At 45.4% G+C, this 19,587-nt stretch carries 23 protein-coding genes; 8 read left to right on the forward strand and 15 right to left on the reverse strand.

Going from position 1 to position 19,587, the window contains the following annotated elements; all coding sequences use genetic code 11:
• Nucleotides 1-87: 87 nt before the first annotated feature.
• Both ACF8EG_RS22070 and ACF8EG_RS22075 read right to left on the reverse strand, forming a co-directional pair.
• Nucleotides 88-573 (reverse strand): acyl-CoA thioesterase, encoded by a 486-nt coding sequence (locus tag ACF8EG_RS22070; protein ID WP_005499665.1) that lies wholly within the window; start codon nucleotides 571-573, stop codon nucleotides 88-90.
• Between the two features lie 146 nt (nucleotides 574-719).
• On the reverse strand, nucleotides 720-1,625 hold the full coding sequence (locus tag ACF8EG_RS22075) for a DMT family transporter (RefSeq protein WP_020842378.1): 906 nt from the start codon (nucleotides 1,623-1,625) through the stop codon (nucleotides 720-722).
• A 98-nt stretch (nucleotides 1,626-1,723) separates the two neighbouring features.
• Here ACF8EG_RS22075 and ACF8EG_RS22080 point away from each other — a divergent pair, with 98 nt between their 5' ends.
• Nucleotides 1,724-2,512 carry a helix-turn-helix domain-containing protein gene (locus ACF8EG_RS22080; RefSeq protein ID WP_005498171.1) on the forward strand — a complete coding sequence of 263 codons (789 nt, stop codon included), beginning with the start codon at nucleotides 1,724-1,726 and terminating at the stop codon, nucleotides 2,510-2,512.
• Here the strand turns inward: ACF8EG_RS22080 and ACF8EG_RS22085 are convergent.
• Nucleotides 2,507-3,424 (reverse strand): M14 family metallocarboxypeptidase, encoded by a 918-nt coding sequence (locus ACF8EG_RS22085; RefSeq protein WP_069505746.1) that lies wholly within the window; start codon nucleotides 3,422-3,424, stop codon nucleotides 2,507-2,509. The two genes, ACF8EG_RS22080 and ACF8EG_RS22085, sit on opposite strands and share 6 nt — an antisense overlap.
• Nucleotides 3,425-3,604: 180 nt before the next feature.
• Here ACF8EG_RS22085 and ACF8EG_RS22090 point away from each other — a divergent pair, with 180 nt between their 5' ends.
• Nucleotides 3,605-4,510: a DUF808 domain-containing protein gene (locus ACF8EG_RS22090; RefSeq protein ID WP_069505748.1), complete on the forward strand. Its 906-nt coding sequence runs from the start codon at nucleotides 3,605-3,607 to the stop codon at nucleotides 4,508-4,510.
• Between the two features lie 87 nt (nucleotides 4,511-4,597).
• Here the strand turns inward: ACF8EG_RS22090 and pyrC are convergent, their stop codons facing one another.
• Together pyrC and ACF8EG_RS22100 are read right to left on the reverse strand one after the other, a co-directional pair.
• On the reverse strand, nucleotides 4,598-5,626 hold the full coding sequence (gene pyrC, locus ACF8EG_RS22095) for a dihydroorotase (protein WP_069505750.1): 1,029 nt from the start codon (nucleotides 5,624-5,626) through the stop codon (nucleotides 4,598-4,600).
• Between the two features lie 157 nt (nucleotides 5,627-5,783).
• Nucleotides 5,784-5,948 (reverse strand): YqaE/Pmp3 family membrane protein, encoded by a 165-nt coding sequence (locus tag ACF8EG_RS22100; protein ID WP_005480188.1) that lies wholly within the window; start codon nucleotides 5,946-5,948, stop codon nucleotides 5,784-5,786.
• A gap of 266 nt (nucleotides 5,949-6,214) precedes the next feature.
• Between ACF8EG_RS22100 and ACF8EG_RS22105 the strand changes: the two genes are divergently transcribed.
• Entirely contained in the window at nucleotides 6,215-8,032 is a 1,818-nt protein-coding gene (locus ACF8EG_RS22105) for a hybrid-cluster NAD(P)-dependent oxidoreductase (RefSeq protein WP_069505753.1), read from the forward strand.
• An 84-nt stretch (nucleotides 8,033-8,116) separates the two neighbouring features.
• Here the strand turns inward: ACF8EG_RS22105 and nadE are convergent, their stop codons facing one another.
• Nucleotides 8,117-8,947: an ammonia-dependent NAD(+) synthetase gene (nadE, locus tag ACF8EG_RS22110; protein ID WP_005498177.1), complete on the reverse strand. Its 831-nt coding sequence runs from the start codon at nucleotides 8,945-8,947 to the stop codon at nucleotides 8,117-8,119.
• A 222-nt stretch (nucleotides 8,948-9,169) separates the two neighbouring features.
• Here nadE and ACF8EG_RS22115 point away from each other — a divergent pair, with 222 nt between their 5' ends.
• Nucleotides 9,170-9,703, forward strand: coding sequence for a nicotinate-nicotinamide nucleotide adenylyltransferase (locus ACF8EG_RS22115; protein ID WP_005480803.1), 534 nt, complete (start codon nucleotides 9,170-9,172; stop codon nucleotides 9,701-9,703).
• Between the two features lie 13 nt (nucleotides 9,704-9,716).
• Nucleotides 9,717-10,199: a hypothetical protein gene (locus ACF8EG_RS22120; protein ID WP_005480810.1), complete on the forward strand. Its 483-nt coding sequence runs from the start codon at nucleotides 9,717-9,719 to the stop codon at nucleotides 10,197-10,199.
• 163 nt (nucleotides 10,200-10,362) lie between these two features.
• On the opposite strand, the gene ACF8EG_RS22125 is transcribed toward ACF8EG_RS22120, so the two are convergent.
• Nucleotides 10,363-10,971, reverse strand: coding sequence for an AraC family transcriptional regulator (locus ACF8EG_RS22125; protein ID WP_005480809.1), 609 nt, complete (start codon nucleotides 10,969-10,971; stop codon nucleotides 10,363-10,365).
• A 192-nt stretch (nucleotides 10,972-11,163) separates the two neighbouring features.
• On the opposite strand from ACF8EG_RS22125, the gene ACF8EG_RS22130 reads away from it, so the two are divergent.
• A complete protein-coding gene (locus ACF8EG_RS22130) occupies nucleotides 11,164-12,273 on the forward strand; it encodes a 1-acyl-sn-glycerol-3-phosphate acyltransferase (RefSeq protein WP_005480805.1) in 1,110 nt (369 codons plus the stop codon).
• Nucleotides 12,274-12,384: 111 nt separating this feature from the next.
• Here ACF8EG_RS22130 and ACF8EG_RS22135 read toward each other — a convergent pair whose 3' ends face one another.
• Nucleotides 12,385-12,984 carry a hypothetical protein gene (locus ACF8EG_RS22135; RefSeq protein ID WP_025788018.1) on the reverse strand — a complete coding sequence of 200 codons (600 nt, stop codon included), beginning with the start codon at nucleotides 12,982-12,984 and terminating at the stop codon, nucleotides 12,385-12,387.
• A 207-nt stretch (nucleotides 12,985-13,191) separates the two neighbouring features.
• Between ACF8EG_RS22135 and ACF8EG_RS22140 the strand changes: the two genes are divergently transcribed.
• Nucleotides 13,192-13,464, forward strand: coding sequence for a YnjH family protein (locus ACF8EG_RS22140; protein ID WP_005498191.1), 273 nt, complete (start codon nucleotides 13,192-13,194; stop codon nucleotides 13,462-13,464).
• A 44-nt stretch (nucleotides 13,465-13,508) separates the two neighbouring features.
• Here ACF8EG_RS22140 and ACF8EG_RS22145 read toward each other — a convergent pair whose 3' ends face one another.
• On the reverse strand, nucleotides 13,509-13,808 hold the full coding sequence (locus tag ACF8EG_RS22145) for a YfcZ/YiiS family protein (protein ID WP_005488152.1): 300 nt from the start codon (nucleotides 13,806-13,808) through the stop codon (nucleotides 13,509-13,511).
• 524 nt (nucleotides 13,809-14,332) lie between these two features.
• Between ACF8EG_RS22145 and ACF8EG_RS22150 the strand changes: the two genes are divergently transcribed.
• Complete coding sequence (locus tag ACF8EG_RS22150; protein ID WP_005481342.1) at nucleotides 14,333-14,794, forward strand: TetR/AcrR family transcriptional regulator; 462 nt, start codon at nucleotides 14,333-14,335, stop codon at nucleotides 14,792-14,794.
• A gap of 142 nt (nucleotides 14,795-14,936) precedes the next feature.
• On the opposite strand, the gene ACF8EG_RS22155 is transcribed toward ACF8EG_RS22150, so the two are convergent.
• Genes ACF8EG_RS22155 through ACF8EG_RS22180 form a run of 6 tightly spaced genes read right to left on the reverse strand, consistent with a single transcriptional unit; the run spans nucleotide 14,937 to nucleotide 19,514 of the window.
• Complete coding sequence (locus ACF8EG_RS22155) at nucleotides 14,937-15,719, reverse strand: heme ABC transporter ATP-binding protein (protein WP_025500710.1); 783 nt, start codon at nucleotides 15,717-15,719, stop codon at nucleotides 14,937-14,939.
• Nucleotides 15,719-16,756 carry an iron ABC transporter permease gene (locus ACF8EG_RS22160; protein WP_069505755.1) on the reverse strand — a complete coding sequence of 346 codons (1,038 nt, stop codon included), beginning with the start codon at nucleotides 16,754-16,756 and terminating at the stop codon, nucleotides 15,719-15,721. Before ACF8EG_RS22160 ends, ACF8EG_RS22155 begins: the two co-directional genes overlap by 1 nt.
• Before the next feature lie 9 nt (nucleotides 16,757-16,765).
• Nucleotides 16,766-17,635 (reverse strand): hemin ABC transporter substrate-binding protein, encoded by an 870-nt coding sequence (locus ACF8EG_RS22165; RefSeq protein WP_069505757.1) that lies wholly within the window; start codon nucleotides 17,633-17,635, stop codon nucleotides 16,766-16,768.
• A gap of 27 nt (nucleotides 17,636-17,662) precedes the next feature.
• Nucleotides 17,663-18,076 carry a biopolymer transporter ExbD gene (locus ACF8EG_RS22170; RefSeq protein ID WP_005454456.1) on the reverse strand — a complete coding sequence of 138 codons (414 nt, stop codon included), beginning with the start codon at nucleotides 18,074-18,076 and terminating at the stop codon, nucleotides 17,663-17,665.
• Entirely contained in the window at nucleotides 18,073-18,771 is a 699-nt protein-coding gene (locus ACF8EG_RS22175; protein ID WP_069505760.1) for a MotA/TolQ/ExbB proton channel family protein, read from the reverse strand. Before ACF8EG_RS22175 ends, ACF8EG_RS22170 begins: the two co-directional genes overlap by 4 nt.
• Nucleotides 18,771-19,514: an energy transducer TonB gene (locus ACF8EG_RS22180; protein ID WP_031816999.1), complete on the reverse strand. Its 744-nt coding sequence runs from the start codon at nucleotides 19,512-19,514 to the stop codon at nucleotides 18,771-18,773. Before ACF8EG_RS22180 ends, ACF8EG_RS22175 begins: the two co-directional genes overlap by 1 nt.
• Nucleotides 19,515-19,587 lie beyond the last annotated feature (73 nt).

The raw sequence follows: 19,587 nt of genomic DNA on the forward strand, positions 1-19,587 counted from the left end.
GAGTGTGAAGCAAATGGCCGAAGCATGACATTGCTTCACACTCTGAGTTGGAAAGTGGGGTAAAGAGGGGCTTTCGAAGCAGGAAAATTACTTAAGATATTTAACGTGCGCTTCCATCTCTTCGCCAATTTCTTTACGCATATTCATTAAGCGAATAGCCGATTGCTCTAGAGCCTTGTCTTCATCAGATTCAGGAATCCACTTCGGTACATCGGTAGGTTTACCGCTTTCATCGACTGCAACCATAATCACGATACAGTGCGTAGTTAAACGATTTTTCATCTGTTTTGGATCACTAGCTTGAACATCAATGGCGATGTGCATTGAGCTTCGACCGGTGTAAATGACTTTCGCGCTAACTTCCACAAGGTTGCCAACATGAATAGGCGCAACAAAACGAATCCCACCCGCGTAGGCAGTAATGCAGTATTTTCCACTCCAAGCGGCACTACATGCATAAGCGGCTAAGTCGATCCATTTCATTACAGCGCCGCCGTGAACCTTTCCGCCAAAATTAACGTCGCCAGGTTCTGCTAAAAAACGAAGGGTAATATCTCTTTGACCACTGCTCATCTGTCATTCCTTTGTGAGTTATTGTTCTGACAATGTAGCAGCAAGCGTTTGTGACGGGAATAGGGCGAGCAACAAAACATTAACTTTTGTTTGAGGTGTTGATACCAAAAAGCCACGGCTCTACTCCGTGGCTTTTCTCTTTGTTGTTAGGCGGAAGTTGATGGTAGTTCTTGGCCGGCAAGAGTTTGCTTCTTCCGTACTTTTATCTGCGACAGAATCACGCCGGAGATAACCATCAAGCCGCCGATAATATGGTACACGTGAATCTCTTCACCGAGCAGTGTTGAAGCTAAGGCGACAGAGACCACAGGCATTAAGTTCATGAACATGGCGCTGGAGTCTGCGCCAATCAAATCTATTGCTTTTACCCACATCAATGGAGCGAAAATAGACGCTGCGATACCAGCATAAGCGATCAGTGGAAGCGCCTCTTGGCTAGGAAGCAGTTGTTCGCTTGAAAGCCACAGTGGAGTCAGCATGATGACAGAGAAGAAGCCTTGCATGTAAACCAATGTTAGGCTGTTAAATGGCATCTTCCAACGTTTTAAAAGCACACAATATGCGGCATAAACTAACGCGGCCAGTAACATTAAGCTGTCGCCTTGCGTCATATCTTGATGCAAGAAGTAGGTGACGTCACCGTGCCCAAGCATAAACGCTAAACCACCAAGTGAAATTACCCCACCGACAATGCTCAACATAGAAACCGATTTACCCAATAGAGGAACGCTTAAAAACACGCTGATCAAAGGCACTAATGACGTAATCAACGCCATGTTTGAAGCCGTTGTAGTTAAGCCTGCGTAGTAGCCTAACGACTGGTTAAGTACCATGCCGAGTAGGGCTAAAAATGCCAGTTTAGTCAGGTATGGGCGAATCACATGACGCTGTTTGATTACGGCTGGCAAGCAAAATGGCGTTAGGAGAACCATCGCAACAAACCAACGATAGAAGCTCATTGCGCTAGGTTCAATCGTGCTTGCCGCCATTTTGTTTACGATAGAATTTCCACCCCAAATCATGACAGTAAAAAACGGAAGCAAATAAACCATGAGAACCTCATCGCACAATAATTGATGGCGCTAGTCTGACAGGTCTTTATAATGAAAAGTATCTCTTAAAAGACATCGTAAGCGATAGGAAGACAATTTTGAAAAAGAGTGCGAGAAATCTTCATCCTTCATTATCAATTGATCGTGCGCCATCGGATGTTTTTATGAATTTTGAAGCGTTTCTTTCCAACACGGAAACCCGGATTCATAGCCATCCTTGGGGGCAAGTGCAGCTGATCAGCGGTGGGATTTTAGAAATGGATGCGGAGGACACACGATTTTTAGCGCCACCTCATTTGGCAATTTGGGTGCCAGCGGGCATTCGTCATACCAGCTACAACCGAAAACCAATCGAATATTGCTCATTGAATATTGATCCAGAGCTGACGGCACATTTTCCAACCAAAACCAGTTTAATCAAAGTCACCCCCATCGTTTCTGCCATCATTGAGGACTTTCGTCAGCGTGACATTAACGTAGCGCAGAGCGATGAAGACAAACGCTTGGTGCGAGTGTTGTTGGATCAACTGGCGAAACAAGAAGTGGAACATCACTTTTTACCGACAACCGACAACAAATATCTTCAGCCAATCTTAAAAGCGGTAGAAGAATCGCCAACCGATGAAATCAGCTTGGCGGAGTGGGCGGCAAAAGTGCATACCACAGAGCGCACGTTAGCGAGACATTGCCAGAGTGAGTTAGGAATGAGCTTTACTGAGTGGCGTTTACGTGTGCGGTATTTGCACTCGATGGAGTTGCTACGCAAAGGGCAAACCGTAAAAGAAGTCGCGCTGACGTTAGGTTACAACCAAGCCAGCCCTTTTATCGCGATGTTTAAGAAATACTCCGGCATGACACCGGAGCAATATAAGAATCGCTTGTTATAGCTGAGCGAGGACGTAATCCAGACCACCCACAACAGCAGCGACTTGTGCATCATTGCACTCTTCGTCCGTTACTTTCGGGCTGTCTGGGTAAACTTCTGTGGTGGTGCCGTAAACGCAATTTGTTACGCCGCCACACAGACCCAGTTTCACCATTGGGTAGTTGATAACGCCAAATTGTACGACTGGTGAACCAATGATCTCGCCGTGTTCATCTGCTGGTGCAATGTGAGTCACTTTTGCTACCGATTCAATGACTGCTTTTTGGAAGTCAGGTTGAGGGTTTTCAGTATCTCCCACGGTGTAAAAGCCATCTGGGATCATACCTTCAATGTACTCAATACCATCACGAGCAGCTAAGGCAGGACGGAACTCAGTTTCGTCAGAATCTGTCGTCTCGTGCAAATCAATGTGCATTAACACGTCGCTCAATGTCGATACGAGCTTGATCAAGTTGGCTGACTCTTCCGCTGGGCTATCTGCATAGAAAGAGCGGTTTGGATCAATCGCGTTTGGATTCCAACGGTTGATCACTTCGTAACCCCAAGGGCTCACGCAGGGTGCCACTACAATATTGAAGTGCTCTGCGTAACGCTCTGCTTCTTTTGCTACGAATTTTAGCGCGCCGTGTACGCCGCTGGTCTCGTAGCCATGCACACCGCCAGTTACAAGAACAATCGGTTTTGCTGAGTCCCAGTTACGTGTTTTTATGCAAAATAGTGGGAAGCGAGCTTGGTCGTAAGAAAGCGCACCATATTGTTCTACATCGAAACGGTCGCGTAGCGCATCAATTTTGCTGACTACTTCTTCTTGGTAGCTGCGTTTTACTTCGCACTGTGCGAGCCACGTTTTACGTTCTGCTTCTCCCCAAGGTTGGCCTGGGGTACCGATTGGGTAAGAGTATCCGCTTTTCATCTATACTTTTTCTTTTGTGTGCTGAAAGGTATGACAAGACTAGACCTGTCTTATCTTATCGGCAATACAAAACACCAATTGTGACGGTATTCTTTGCAAAATCATCACTTTGCCAAGGGATTTAATAGTGTTACATTTTGTTACTTACTCAATTTCATATATTCATATAAGAGATAAAAAATGGCTGGAGCAAGTTTACTCACACTGTTGGATGATATTGCCGCGGTATTGGATGATGTTGCGTTGATGTCAAAAATGGCGGCAAAAAAAACCGCAGGTGTATTGGGTGATGATTTAGCGTTGAACGCTCAGCAGGTCTCGGGTGTCGCATCTGAGCGAGAAATTCCAGTAGTTTGGGCGGTGGCCAAAGGTTCATTTAAAAACAAACTGATTTTGGTGCCTTCTGCATTATTGATTAGCGTAATTATTCCTTGGTTGATCATGCCATTGCTGCTAATCGGCGGTTTGTTTCTCTGTTTTGAAGGGGCTGAAAAAGTACTCGAAAAACTGTTTCCACACTCACATCCCCATGAAGAAAAAGAAGAGTTGGTGGACATGGGCGAGTCGTTAGAGGAATACGAAAAGCGAAAAGTTGCAGGTGCGATTCGAACCGATTTTATTCTCTCAGCGGAAATTATTGTGATTGCGTTGGGTACTGTGACTGGTGTGAGTCTTGTGACGCAAATCTTAGTGGTGAGCTTAATTGCAGTCATCATGACCATTGGTGTTTATGGCTTAGTAGCAGGCATCGTGAAATTGGATGACTTGGGCTTCTACCTTGAAATTCGCTCAAAAGGTAAGGGCTGGATGGCGAAAGTTGGCAGTGCTTTAGTTGCTTTCGCACCAAAGCTGATGAAGTTGTTAACGATTGTGGGAACTGCTGCGATGTTTTTAGTCGGTGGCGGGATTGTAGTGCACAACGTGCCCGCCATTCACCACTTTGTAGAACCGATTATTATGAACTTTAGTGGTCATTCGGTTGCTACAGCGATTCTGCCTATTTTGCTTAACGGCATTATCGGTTTTGTAGCGGGTTTGATTGTGGTTGCTGTATGGACGGTAGTAGAAAAGCTTCGCGGTAAATAATCCACATATAAAATGAAAAAGGGCCATGCTGTCTCTAATGCGGAGAACGTCAGGCCCTTTTTTATGCATGTTATTTACGTGAAGCGATTACCTCACTTTCCACTCAATTTGTTCGTTTGCACGAATAGGCACAACGATGTCGTTTCCAAATGGCATAGATTCAGGAACATCCCAAGCCGATTTTTCTAGCGTCACCGTATCTGCATTGCGCGCAATACCGTAAAAATCAGGACCGTTGAAGCTCGCGAACGCTTCCAAGTTTTCCAGCTTGCCTTCTGTTTCAAAGACTTCTGCATAAAGTTCTAGCGCCGCGTGCGCAGTGTAAGAACCTGCACAACCGCAAGCCGATTCTTTCGCGCCTTTTGCATGCGGGGCGGAGTCGGTACCTAGGAAAAACTTTTTGCTACCACTGGTTGCGGCTTCGATTAGCGCTTGCTGGTGGGTGTTGCGCTTTAGAATCGGTAAGCAGTAGAAATGAGGCTTAATGCCACCGACAAGCATGTGATTGCGGTTGAAAAGAAGGTGGTGAGCAGTAATGGTAGCGGCAACATTATCAGACGCGTTGTTAACGAACTGTGCTGCGTCGGCGGTGGTGATATGTTCTAGAACGATTTTAAGATTAGGGAAGTCATTAACGATAGGAGCGAGGACGGTATCAAGGAATTCTTTTTCTCGGTCGAAGATATCAACGTGGTGATGAGTGACTTCTCCATGAACCAAAAGCAACATCCCGACTTCTTCCATGGCTTCGAGAACGTGGTAAATGTTCTTCGCATCGGTCACACCAGAATCTGAGTTAGTCGTTGCACCTGCAGGGTAAAGCTTCGCTGCGACAATTTTACCGGTTGCTTTTGCTGCGCGAATCTCTTCTGGCGTGGTGTTATCGGTTAGGTAAAGCGCCATCAGTGGTTCGAATTGTTCGCCGTGCTGCTCTTTCAGAATTCGATCGCGGTAGGCAAGTGCCATTTCGGTATTGGTAACAGGTGGGACGGTGTTTGGCATGATCAGTGCGCGGCCATTGTAGCGGCTGATATCGCGAACGGTGTCTTTTAGAACTTCACCATCGCGTAAGTGAACGTGCCAGTCGTCAGGACGAGTAATAGTCAGTGTTGTCATTAATTGCTCCCACCATTGAAAAGTTGTCTGATTGGAGCCTAAACGCTGCATTTGCCTTTTGGAGCAAACGCTTGCGCTTAGGCGACAGGATGATAGAGGAATTGCCTTCACATTTCATCCCATTTTTCACTTTTCTACAGAGTAGGAGTGTAAGTGGTTACTTCATCGTTAACCAAAGTGCGTGAATCGTACCTGGTAGGAAGAAGAAGAAAGTTAGGATCAAGTTGATGAAGAAGTCTTTATTCAGACCTTTTTCCATGTAAACCGCTACCGGTGGAAGAAAGATACACAGCAAAATTAGAATCAGTTTTTTTGTATCCATGGGTAAAGCTCCAAGTCAATGAATGGATGTCGTCAAAAATATGGCGCATTATGTGTTTCGTATCACACTTTATCAAATGGTATTTGGTCAGAGCAGTGTTAAAAAATGTGAATTCTGAGTGTAGTAAAGGCATCTCAGTAAATCCAAACCGTTTTCTCTCTTAAAGGTTTGATTTTGGGATAAATGCTAATTCGTGAATCTGCATCTTAATGTCATTTAGGTATACAATACTGCAACAATTAAAGATCACCCGTAGGAAGAAGGCTATGTCGCAACTCGTTTTATCCCAAATCAATGTTTTTCCGGTTAAATCAGTCGGAGGTGTGTCGCTTTCGTCCGCATGGGTAGAAAAACAAGGGTTGAGTTTTGACCGTCGTTTTATGATTGCCAAAGCCGATGGTTCGATGATCACTGCGCGAAAGTACCCTCAAATGGTAACCGTGAAATCAGCGTTGCTTGCCGATGGGGTGGTGTTCAGTAGCTTGGGAATGGAACCACTTAAAATCCGTTATCAAGATTTCAAAATGCAGGAAACACCCGCAACGGTTTGGAAAGATACCTTCACCGCTTACACGACTACCGATGATGCGGATGATTGGTTTAGTCAGGTATTGGGACAGCGCGTAGAGTTGCTTTTTAGCGGTGAACAATCCAATCGTGTCCGTGAAAGCCTGGGACAAAATGTGAGTTTTGCTGACGGCTATCCAGTGTTGGTGATCAGCCAAGCTTCGCTAGAGGAATTGAACAAAAGAAGTTCTGAGCAACACTCCATGGATCAGTTCCGCACAAACTTAGTCGTATCTGATACCAAGCCATTTGAAGAAGATTCTTGGAAGCGCATCCGAATAGGGGAAGTGGAATTCGAATCTCTCAAACCTTGTGAGCGTTGTATTCTTACCACGATCAATACTCAACGTGGCACTTTCCGTGAAAGCAAAGAGCCGCTCAAAACGTTGCAACAGTTCCGCGCCAATGAACGAGGTGGTGTGTTCTTTGGACAAAACCTTGTGGCGCGCAATGAGGGCATTATTCACCAAGGCGATAAAGTTGAAGTGCTCGAATATAAGGAGCCGGAGTTTTATCCGGACAACTCACCTGTGCGCATGACGCTGACGTGTGTTGAGCGTGAAGAGATTGCTCAAGATTTCGTGACCTTATGGTTAGAACCGAGCAAAGGCTCTTTACCAAACTACTTACCGGGCCAACATTTGCCGATTGAGGTGGACATCAATGGTAAGAAAATTGGTCGTCGATATACCTTATCGTCTAGCCCATCTCGCCCTGGTCGCTATGCTATCTCCGTTAAGCGTATTGCGGGTGGCCGCGTGTCGAATGCCTTGTTAGACAACCTACAAGTCGGTGATGTATTAGAGGCAGAAAACCCAGATGGTCAGTTCCACCTTAAAACGCATGATGCGCAGCCGCTACTATTGCTGTCGGCGGGCAGTGGTGTTACTCCAATGCTGTCGATGGTGCGCTATCTTGCAGACCACAATCAACTGAATGACGTGGTGTTTTATCATCAATGCCGTACTGAGCAGGATATTCCATGTCGCTCAGAGTTAGAGCAATTAAAACGCGAACATTCAGGGCTGGAAGTGAAAATCTGTTTAACGCAACCAGCGGTGGATTGGTTTGGTCTTAAAGGGCGTTTAAGTCTGTCTCATATCAAGCAAATCAAAGACGTTGAACAACGACAAGTGTTTGTTTGTGGGCCTGATGGTTTCATGCAAAAAGCCAAAAACTTATTGTTGAAGAAAGGTTTGCCAGAGGCACATTATCATCAAGAAGCCTTTGGTGTTTCTACTGTAGAAGCAAGACCAGAAAAAGAGGTTGAGATTGAATTCAATGGCTTGAAGATCCAAGGCAACAATCAAAAAACGCTTTTGGATCAGATTGAAGATGCAGGGAAAGTAGTGAGCAATAGCTGTCGTGCTGGCTTGTGCGGTGCGTGTAAGGTACACCTCACATCAGGACAAGTTCATCACCCAAATGTACCAGCCTTGACGGATGAAGAACGCGCAATGGGAACGGTATTGGCGTGTTGCGCGATTCCAGAAACGGATATCACGGTAACGGAATAACCGAGAAAGTGCGGCCTCTAACCACAAAAAACGCTGCTAATTTTAGCAGCGTTTTGAGTTTTAAAAGCGAGCAAAAAAGATCACTTAGTCGTAAATCGTTGGGATTGGCTGACGCTTGTGCTGAGTTGCCTTGTAAATCGAAACCAAACGATCGACAACTTGTTGAGAAACTGGCTTACCTTCTAAGAAGTCGTCAATCTGCTCATAAGTTAGGTTTAGTGCATCTTCATCTGCTTTCTGCGGTGCCAGTTCTTCTAGGTCTGCGGTTGGCACTTTCTTCACTAACACCTCTGGCGCGCCCAACGTTGCGGCTACTTCGCGCACTTGACGTTTGTTCAAACCAAACAGAGGGGCAAGGTCACACGCGCCATCACCAAATTTGGTGTAGAAACCAGTGATGTTTTCTGCAGAGTGATCAGTACCTAACACCAAGCCACCGACGTAACCGGCGATCTCGTATTGAGCGATCATGCGAGCACGTGCTTTTACGTTACCTTTTACAAAGTCTACTTTTGCCGCGTCTTCTGGCATTAGCCCTGTGCCTTCTAGTGCAACATTAGAAGCGGCATGCATACCATCAACACCTTGTTTGATGTTCACAGAGACAGAATGCGTAGGTTTAATGAATGACAACGCCAATTGCGCTTCATCTTCGTCTTTTTGCTCACCGTAAGGCAGACGTACTGCTATAAACTGGTAATCGTTGCTGCCAGTTTCTTCGTTAAGTTGGTCTACAGCAAGTTGGGCAAGGCGACCTAACGTGGTTGAGTCAACACCGCCACTGATGCCAAGCACAAGTGACTTACAACCTGCTTCTTGTAGCTTACGCTTAATAAAAGCAATACGGCGTTCAATTTCGAAATGCGGGTCAATTGACGGCAATACACGCATTTCGTCACGGATGGATTGTTCCATTTAGGGTTCCTTTTCCTGCAAATATCTTAGACACAAAAACTGCTTCGAGTGGTCATTCACCAAAGATCAAACAGTGTGACGTCGTTATCGAGCTAAAATGGTGATAAACCATTCAATTAAGGCTCGTAAACGTCGCTTTAGTGTCAAAAGCTCTAAAGATTAGTAGTATCATACCGAATTCATCAGATTAGAAAACTCTCTTCAACCAGGTAATCACCGGATATGAAAAAAATCGCCATTTTTGGTAGCGCATTTAACCCTCCTAGTTTAGGTCACAAGAGCGTTATCGAGTCTCTGAGCCACTTCGATCTCGTGCTACTCGAGCCCAGCATTGCACATGCATGGGGCAAGAATATGTTGGATTACCCAATTCGGTGCAAACTGGTTGATGCCTTTATCAAGGACATGGGGCTTTCTAATGTTCAACGCTCAGACCTAGAGCAAGCTTTGTACCAGCCTGGACAAAGTGTGACGACCTATGCGTTATTAGAAAAAATTCAAGAAATCTACCCAACTGCCGATATAACTTTTGTCATTGGTCCGGATAATTTCTTCAAATTTGCTAAATTTTATAAGGCGGAAGAAATTACGGAACGTTGGACTGTCATGGCGTGCCCAGAAAAAGTTAAAATCAGAAGCACGGATATCCGTAATGCACTCATAGAAGGCAAAGATATCAGCACCTATACGACACCAACTGTCAGTGAACTGTTGCTCAACGAAGGCTTATATAGAGAAACATTATCTGGTAAATAAGAGGTCGGTTTTCATGGTCAGAGTAGCCGTATTTAGTGCATGTGCGCTGCTTGTGGTGACGCAAGCTAACTCCGCATGTAACTATCTTTCTGATCGCTCCGTGGTGTTTGAAGACAACACCATGCCCATCTGTGAAGAAATTTTTGATACTGTTGGTGTGCTTAGTACCGATACCTTAGATTGGTATGCTGCTGAAGCGACAGCAGAAGGACCAACAGAAAACTACTGGGAAGAGTGGGCAATCAAATCGCAAGACATTCCGTTTCTTACTCAAAACGTAGACAAAAACTATTTTGGTCTTGGTATTTGGATGCCAGAAGAGCTACGTGAAGAAGAAAACAAAATGACCACAGAAGAGTGGCTTCGCAGCCATGGTCTCATGTTCAGTATCGGTTTTGGTAATAAAGCTGATGGAGAGCCAAGAATGCGCTTCGACTATCGTTGGCACGAGTATTACGACGCCGACTGGATGATGCAAATTGAAGTGCCATTTTAGTTCATCGTTTTTCACCGAGCGTTCGATGTGTGTTGTGCTTGGGATTACTTGGGGAAATATGTGACCCTACGTGAGGCAAAGAATAAGAAAAGGGCGTACCGCAAAGTACGCCCTTTTTGATCTTGTGTGAGTCTCGTGTGAGAAAACGCTATACACCGTTAACTTATAGCGCTTCACCAAACACTAAAAAGCAAAGCTGTTCGTATTCTTCTGTGTTGCCAGCAAACAAGTGCTCAACAATTTGAGATTCCTTTTTCCCAGACAACTTCATTTTTCTTGCTTCGCGCAGCGTAAGCACCAAACAAAGCTCTCTCGAAATGCGAGCTTCGCATCCTGGCTTCCACTGATTGATTGCTTGGCTGAGTGCCGAGTTTGATAGATTTGGTGAAATCGCCAGTACTTCGTGTTTAACCACAGCGAGCAAATCTAACTGGATATCAGAACGCGTCTCCGTCTTCGCCAACTTTTCAATTAAGGCTTTCAGCAAAATTGATGGTTTGATAAAACCGGCCTGTTGAGCAAATGCATCATTCAAACGCACAGAAAAATCACAACGATGGACATGAGTGTTAGGTAAAAAAGTGAGTGAGCTCAAACATCCTTGAGGAATCCAAAAATACTGGCCGGGTTCAATGGCATACTCTTGCTTACCCAATTTGATGATCGCTAATCCGCTTACGACAGACAGTAAACTGTGCTTTAGCGATTTTTTACGCGCGGCAACGTTCAGAAAAGGGTAATTAGCGTCGTGAAATTCAATAGCGTAGTTCATTATGATCACCAGTGTTTTTGGGGCGCTAAGGGTAACGCTAAACCTAAACGATTCCAACCAGCTAACCGTAATTTTTAGCATGAGAAATTGTAGCCTAACTGGTATGACCATGTTAAAAGTATGGGTTGAAATGCTGCGAGGCAGCAAAACTATGCGTAAAATGTGCCAGCTTTTTTTGATATGTAATGAATAATGACTGCCAATACCGATCCTTATATTGAAATTCGTCCTTACAATGACGAAGAAATTCCAGCAGCGCTGGATCGTCTAATCCAAGATGATGAATTTATCACTGCGATTCTCGATCACCGTTTTGAAAACAAAGCGAAATGGTTCAAAACGCTCATGAGTCCGTTCCTTCGCATTTACCTAAAAGCGAAGTGGAGCAAACTTGACTCCGTAGAAGCGATCCAAATCGAGGTGAAAAAATACCTTCAAGATACGTTGAATAAGACAACGGATGGCGTCACGTTCTCTGGTTTAGACAAACTGGATAAAAACACCTCCTACTTATTCGTGTCTAACCATCGCGATATCGCAATGGATCCCGCTTTAGTTAACTACGGTTTGTACCAAAGTGGTCACCGCACTGTGCGTATTGCAATCGGCGATAATTTGCTGAAAAAACCGTGTGCGACAGAGCTGATGCGTTTGAACAAGAGCTTTATTGTTAAGCGTTCTGCAAAAGCTCCACGAGAGATGATGAAAGCGCTTGGACAGTTGTCTGGCTACATCAAACACTCGCTGGATACGGGTAACTCTATTTGGATTGCTCAAAAAGAAGGGCGCGCAAAAGACGGTAACGACTTTACAGATCCTGCGATCTTAAAAATGTTCCACGTTGAAGGTCGCAAGCAAAAGGTCGCGTTTGGCGAGTACATGCGCTCGTTAAAAATTGTGCCGGTCTCGATTGCTTACGAGAACGATCCATGTGACATCGCTAAGGCAAAAGAGCTATTTGAGAAAGCAGAAAACGGCCGTTATGAAAAAGGCGAGTTTGAAGATATCGAAAGCATCATCCAGGGCATTGTTGGTTACAAAGGCCGTGTTCATGTGGCATTTGGTGACGTGATTGAGCAAGAGTTTGAAACGCCAGAATCGTTAGCTAATGAAATCGACCGTCAGATACACGAGAACTATAAGTTGTATCCGATCAACTTGCTCGCTGCAGGTCGTGAAGATTCAAGCATTATCACAGAAGCGGTGAAACGTCAGCTTGCTGATAAGCTAGAACAGTTACCAGAAGGCGCAAGACCGTATCTTGTTGCGAGCTACGCTAACCCAGTAAATAACCAAGATTAGTCGCTGTGTATGCTGCCCAAATGATTTAGGCGCATCCAACTAATCCAATGAAAAACACCTCGTATTGAACGAGGTGTTTTTGTCTCTGCGTATCTCTTTTTGTCTATCCAATTAACGCGCGACTGCGCCACCTAAGGTCAGATTCTTAGGCCACTTGGTTATCTTATTGCCACCCAAAAAGATGTTGCCTTTTACCGTCATCGTGTCGGGAAACTCGGTCAGGGCCGAACCACCTATGTAGAGGTTGCCATCGACCACTAACCCTTCTGGTAGCGCTTTCAGTGGCGTTCGGATCACACTCAAATCGCCTTTTACTCGAAGTTTTGCCGGAAGTGTTTTTAACGGAGTATCGGTCAGGTTCAAATACCCACCCAGCGTTACCCCTTTGGGCCAGCTTTCAATCTTACTACCAAGTAAGTTAGCGTAACCTTTGATTTTTACGCCCGACTTGATTGTTTTCAGGGCGCTATTTTTCGCGTCTAAGCTGCCACCAACGTCTAAGCCCTTAGGCAGCTGAGTAATTGGCGTTTGGGAAATGTCCACATTCCCTTTTATGACCAAGCCAGATGGGAGTTCAGTGTATGGTTTGTTTCGAAGATCTAGATTGCCATAGTTGTCGATATGGCCAAATTTGGAATAGTAATCGAGCTCGTAAGCACTAGGAGACGAGCTAAATGCAATTAACGCGAGGGCGAAAGGGATGAAACGCATAACGATTACTTTCCAATAAAAACGACAAAAGCATAACCTAAAGAGTCCGTGACGGCTATATCGGCCTGAGCTTAACTTGCCGTTGTTCGTAACGACGTGGAGGAATATCTGAGAATTAGAAGTAAGAACAAATTGCTAGAATATGAGATTCTGCCAAGAACCTGAAATACTTCCTTGCTAGTATTGTTCGGGCATAAGGGGATATTCATGAAGTTTAAAAGAGTTTCTATTTTTACTCTGAGCGCCATGGTCGCGCTATTGTCTGGTTCAGTTTTTGCCAAATCTTACAGTACGCCGGAGTCAAAGGCTTTGGTGGTTGCTGATGGTAAAATAGGCCAGCGAATTTGTTACTACGAAGATAAAGCCTATACCGCTGGTGCGGTAATCAAGGTCGATGATGTGCTTTTGGTGTGCTCTGATGAAAACGACTACGAAACCAATGGGTCGTTAAAGTGGGTTGTGTTGAAGCAAAAGAAGTGATTTAGATAAGAATAAAGCGAGCTCGTTGCTCGCTTTAAATTGAATTAACGCGCTAGAGAGCGAGTTTTCAGTTCAAAAATAAGCTTTTCTGCACTTACTTCAAACTTGAATCGAGCGGTTAGCTCTTTAGATTCTTCTGTCAGCTCTGACACATTGTATTCAACGCCAGCGCAGACTGATTTAGCTAGTTCGATGTATTTCGCTAACTCAGACTCTAATGCATCTTTAGTCTCTGCGAAAATCGTTACGTCAGCAACCTCGTCGCCTTCTTTGATGATGAAACCAATCTCACCAGCACAGCCACAAGCTTCACATACTTGGCTTTCTTCTAATTCGACACTCATAACGAATCCTCTTGTAAAAACTAAGGGTATTCTAGCAGGTATTTGATCTGTATCTACAAAAATGAGCAGTTTCGTATAAAAATACAACAGTATGTTGTTTTGTTAATTGCCGGTTAACGATTGGGTGAGTAAGTCAACAATAACGTTAATGTGATATGTATCAACATTTAAGAGCAATTAACCAACATACTAACGAGATTTGGGTCAGGCCAGTTGAACTAGGGGTAAATTTATAAGACTATTTCTTGATTGATTATTTCTACATAATTATCATTCTTGGTCTTTGAATAGTTTCAATGAATAATTTGGCGCAAGGTTTTGATGCAATTCACTTTTCGCCTGATTTTAAGCGACGTGTATTGACACAAATATCACCGTAAATTGCACGTTACGCAGTGTAATTTCGTTATGATTGAGGGCCTAACGTTACGTTAGGAAAGCACAGTACATAATGCTGAGGATGATTTCATTCTGGCCTCATTTAATTGTGAGTTAGATGGATTTACAAAGAGAAGAGCTTAAGTATGCCAAAGCGTAGTAAAGAAGATACCGAAATCACTATCCAGAAGATCATGGATGCCGTTGTTGATCAATTGCTAAGACTTGGTTACGACAAAATGTCGTATACGACGTTGAGTCAGCAGACAGGTGTATCGCGTACAGGTATTAGCCACCATTTTCCTAAGAAAACGGACTTCACCGCAGCACTAGATGGTCGTATCTTTAAAATGTTTATCGAACATCTAGAGTTCGAAAAAGGTTTAGATGCGTTTTCACAGAGCTGGATTAAAGCTTTAGAAGACTCTGAATTCTTAGCGATTTTACGACTACTATTCCATCACATTGTTACGTCTGAAAGCGCTCACGAATTTGCAGCAAATGGCATTGATCGTCTGTACAAGATGGTAGAAAGCCAGTTTGGCTCAGGTGGAGATAAAGAACTGGAATGGTTGATTGGACGCTCGCTGATTCAAATGAGCAAATAATCAAAAATTACAAAAAGCCCCGCTAATTATTAGCGGGGCTTTTGCATTTCTGAGGGGAAATTTAAACAAGTGAGTGGCAGAGCTGGCTAGTGCGTGAAATCGCTCGTACATCGCTTCTTAAAGAGGCTCTGCGCCTCTTAAGCTATGCCGCAGCGTGGACTTGAGGAAAGTCCAGAGTCGGGTGTTTTGTCACGATAGAGCGATACCCATAAACTTGTTCAATACGTTCGGGCGTTAGAGCCTGCCAAGGGTTGTCATCGCAGACGAGTTTGCCGTTGTGGAGCAACACCAGTCGGTCTGCGTATTGTGAGGCTAAGTTCAAGTCATGCAATACGACAACCACCGCAGCGTTCTGCGCTTTTGCCGCCTCACGAGCAATTTTAAGCGTGTTGTGCTGGTGGGCGAGATCCAGTGCCGACGTAGGCTCGTCCAACATCAGAATCTTTTTGTCACCAGATTGATGCAGTTGCGTTAGCACTCGAGCCAAGTGCAAACGTTGCTTCTCTCCGCCTGAGAGGGCAGGGTACAAGCTTTCCGCTAAGTGCAGAACATCGGTTTTTTGCATGTAGTGTAGGGCAAGCTCAGTCGTTTCTTTGTTTGAAAGTGACAAAGGGATCGCACCGAGTTCGACCACCTCTCGTGCCAAAAATGGAAAAGTGAGCGTGCTGTGCTGTGGCAGCATGGCGAGGTGCTTTGCTATGTCTTCAGGTTTCCAGGCTTCTTTAGGCTCGCCAAAATAGTCAATCTCGTTGTGTGATGGAATCTCACCACACAGAAGTTTAAGTAGTGTACTTTTCCCCGCGCCGTTTGGCCCCAATAATGCCGTCACTTCGCCGGCACGAATATCGATGCTGATGTCATCAAGTACTACTCGATGGCCGTATTTCATTGAAATATTCCGGCCAGATAAAACCACGTGATTCATTACAGAATCTTCCCTCTTTGCTGGAACAGTAAGTAGATGAAAAATGGCGCACCGATGAGCGCAGTTACGATTCCGACAGGTAATTCGGCTGGTGCCAATAACACTCGTGCGATCATGTCTGCACAGGTCAACAATAAAGCTCCCAACAACGCTGAAATAGGTAACAGTGTGCGATGATCTGGGCCTGCTAGCATGCGTCCGAGATGTGGGATAACCAAACCGATAAAGCCGATTGCCCCGCAGATACTTACTGTGACACCAACGCCTACGGCGGAAAGCAGAATGAGCTGACGCTTCAATTTTTGTACCGGAACGCCCAAGTGGCGGGCTTCTGATTCACCAAGTAATAATGCGTTTAAAGACATGGCTTTTTTGTGAAACCAGAAAAGTAGCACCACGAGAGTCACAGAAGCTAAGCCAATGCCCGCCCAGTTTGCGCCCGCAAGCGAACCCATCGACCACAACGTTAAATCGCGCAGCATTTGGTCATCCGCAGAAAAGTTGAGAAAGCCGATCGCGGCACCTGAAAGTGCACTGATCGCCACGCCAGCGAGCAGCATGATCGTGACGGACGTACCAAACTTATTCGTACCGAGCCAGTACACCAGCACCGTTGTCAGAGCACCGCCCAGAAAAGCAAATAATGGCAACGCTGCTAAGTTCATGAGTTGAGGATGGTTTTGGCTAAACTCAGCAAAAACGACGATGGCAAAAGCGCCGCCCAGCGCCGCACCAGCAGAAACCCCAATAATGCCGGGTTCTGCCAATGGGTTTCGGAAAAGCCCTTGCATGACCACCCCACAAATGGAGAGGATTGCGCCGATGAACATACACAAAATCGTACGAGGCAGGCGAATCTCATTGATAACGAGTTGAATGTGCGGTGCCAGCTCTGAATGTGCGCCAATTAAGCCGCGCAGACTGTCTGTGAAACTGATGTTCATCGGGCCGACGGTTATAGAAGCGATGGCGATAAACGCTAAAAATCCAGACAGCGTAATCAGCGTGGTTGATAAAGGAATACGTCGTAACAGCATCGAAAATCTCTATGGGTAAAGCAAGGTATTGAGACGTTTAGCCTCTGACAGGCTTTTTAGTCCCAAACCGCCAACCAAAGCGTGTCCATCAATGGTGATGATGTTCTTTGCCTGGCCTGCTGGTGTTGCTGCAAGTAACGGCATCGCCTTTAAAATGGCGTCTGCACCGCCCATGGTCTCATAGCTGCGGCCACTAACTAAAATGACATCGGGTTGCATCTCTACCATCGCTTCGGTTGACAGTGGTTTGTAAGAGGTTAGTTTTTTCGCCGCAGGATTATCACCGCCTGCTAACGCGATGATTGCGTTTGGCGTGGTATCCAAGCCTGCAACATTGGCTGGGCGACCTTCGTGAATAAGCAAAAACAGCACTTTCTTTTTAGCAGAAGGTGCAGGCTGATTCGCTTGCAAAGATTCGACTTGCGTTTTTACCTCTTGCTTCAAGTTTGCTGCTTGAGACTCACGGTTCATGATTGTTGCAATCTGGTCGATACGATGCAAAAGCCCGTCAACGTTGGCTTCTGTATTGACTATCTCGACATCCACACCTGCCGACTTTAGTTGATTTAAGGTGGTTGTTGGGCCCATCTCATCAGAGCCAATTAACTTGGTTGGGCTCAGTGCCAACAACCCCTCTGCTGAAAGTCGGCGATGATACCCAACGTCGGGTAACTCCATGCCTTGCAGCAAAGTACTGGTTACATCAACGGCGACCAAGCTGTCTTTCGCATCGAGCGCAAGTAATAGTTCGGTAACGGCGCTGCCCGCACTGACGACGCGTTCTGAGGTCGGGGCGTTGTTGGCAAAAAGGTTCGTGCTTGCAAGTAACAGAGCGGCAGCAGTCAACGCAGTGCGCACTGGTGATAATGTGTTCTTCATGAAAATGTTCTCAGTTTTATGTTCTTGTTATGGCGACTCTTCAGTGAGCAATTGAGTCGCCTGAATTCCGTTTTCTTGCAAAAAGCCAAGAAGCTGAACAAGTGATTGAATATTGGCTGTTTTTTCTGCACCAATCACAATAGGTTTATCGGTTGATTTACTCTCTTCTAGCAGCGCGAGAGTGAAGTTTTCCCAATCGATGTACGTTTGTCCGTTGATCGCCCAATAAGGCTCATCCTTGAGGATATTAACGGTAATCGACTGCTTATCGACCTCTGCAACGGCCTGAGAGTCGGTGCTTGGCAGCGCGACATCTAATGAATCGAGTTTGACTGCGGCGGTAAGCATCAAGAAAACCATCACAATAAAAATGATGTCTAACAGCGGTGTTAAATCTGGTGTTAAGCCGTTGCGGTTATTGTCCTGTGGTACTTTGATCATGAAGCTTTTGCCTCAGCCGTTTTGGTGACACTTACCGTTGTTTTTGTTTTTTCTGGAGACACGTGCTGCAGGGAAATGCCTTCAAGCCACAAATTCACGTAGTTGAGAGTATGCTCAAGTTTGGCGAGTACGCGGTCAGCCCACAAACCGATGATTTGTGCGCCAGAAATAGCGGGTAGGGCGATGATCAAACCAGCGGCCGTTGTGCGCATGGCTAAACCCAAGCCGTCAGCCAAATCGTTAGGTGTGATGTTCCCAGTTGAAACCGCGATGCCTTTAAACATCTCAATCAATCCCAATACTGTGCCGAGAAGACCAATTAACGGGCTGATCACGCCGATCAACGTCAGAAGGCGAAGACCAGAATGCAATTGATGACGCTTTTCTTGCAGCCACATGCCCGCCGCGTCTTCACGCAGCGATTTAGCGAATGAGTGGTGAGCCAATAGCATTGCTACACCGCGATAAAGCAAGGGACGCTTGCCCGACAACTCATCGGCCAGCGCTTCAATATCTCGGCGGTTGGTTGGGTCTAGACTAGCCAAATGTCGACGAATGGCACTTTTGCCAACGCCAAGACTGATGAATACTTGGAAGAGTCGCTCTGCAATGATCATGACGGTGAGTGCCGAGCAAATGATCAAAGGCCATGTCATAAGACCGAACTGAGTTTGTAATTCTTGTAGTTGTTCCATTATCCTTCCAACTTAAAACGAACTGGTATTTGTACTCGGTGAGCTACTTTTAGCCCGCCTAAAATATGTGGTGTAAATTGCCATTGTTTAATAGCTCGCAGCGCTGAGGCATCCAGCGACTCAGTGCCAGATGATTCAAGCAAAACATGTTTGATTTGGTTGCCATTCTCATCGAGCCATACCTCATACAAGGCTGCGCCTTCGATACCGCGTCTTTGCGCAGATCTTGGATAGCGGGGCTGCGTTGGTTGACTCACAAACGTTGGTTTGTCGACCAAAATAGGCTGAGACGTTGCCCCTTTGGATTGGCTCGCTGATGCAGTTAGCTGAGTAACCGTATCTTTCTTCACCGGTTCTATTTTTTTCTTCGGTTCGGCTTTGGGCTGAGTTTCTTGCTTGGCAACCGTTTTGGTTGGTTCCACTTTCTTAGGTTGCTTAATTGGCTCTGGCTTTTTCTCGACCACCTTTTTCTTCACCGCCTCTTTTTTGACAACCTGCTTCTTAACGACCTTCTTTTCTGGCTCAGGCTGTTTTTGAGGCCGTGGCTCTTTTGGTGGTTCCACATTCTCTGGTGTGGGCTTTTCGAGCGTTGGTGGTGGTGCAGATACAAGGTTGAGGCTTACCGAGCTTGCTGGGTTTCCAGCAGGCATTGCGAACACTTTGTTCTCTTGCGAGACAAAAAGAAGTGCGGCATGAATGACGAGAGAGGCGCCTCCTGCAATGACATATCTTTGTACGTTCACGGGTTATTCTCGGTATAACTATGAAAACTTGAGGCGATTATTACTTACAATCGAAATAAGATCAATTATCAAT

The sequence above is a fragment of the Vibrio sp. YQ_11 genome (assembly GCF_043103065.1).
GTDB classification, from domain to species: Bacteria; Pseudomonadota; Gammaproteobacteria; order Enterobacterales; family Vibrionaceae; genus Vibrio; species Vibrio parahaemolyticus.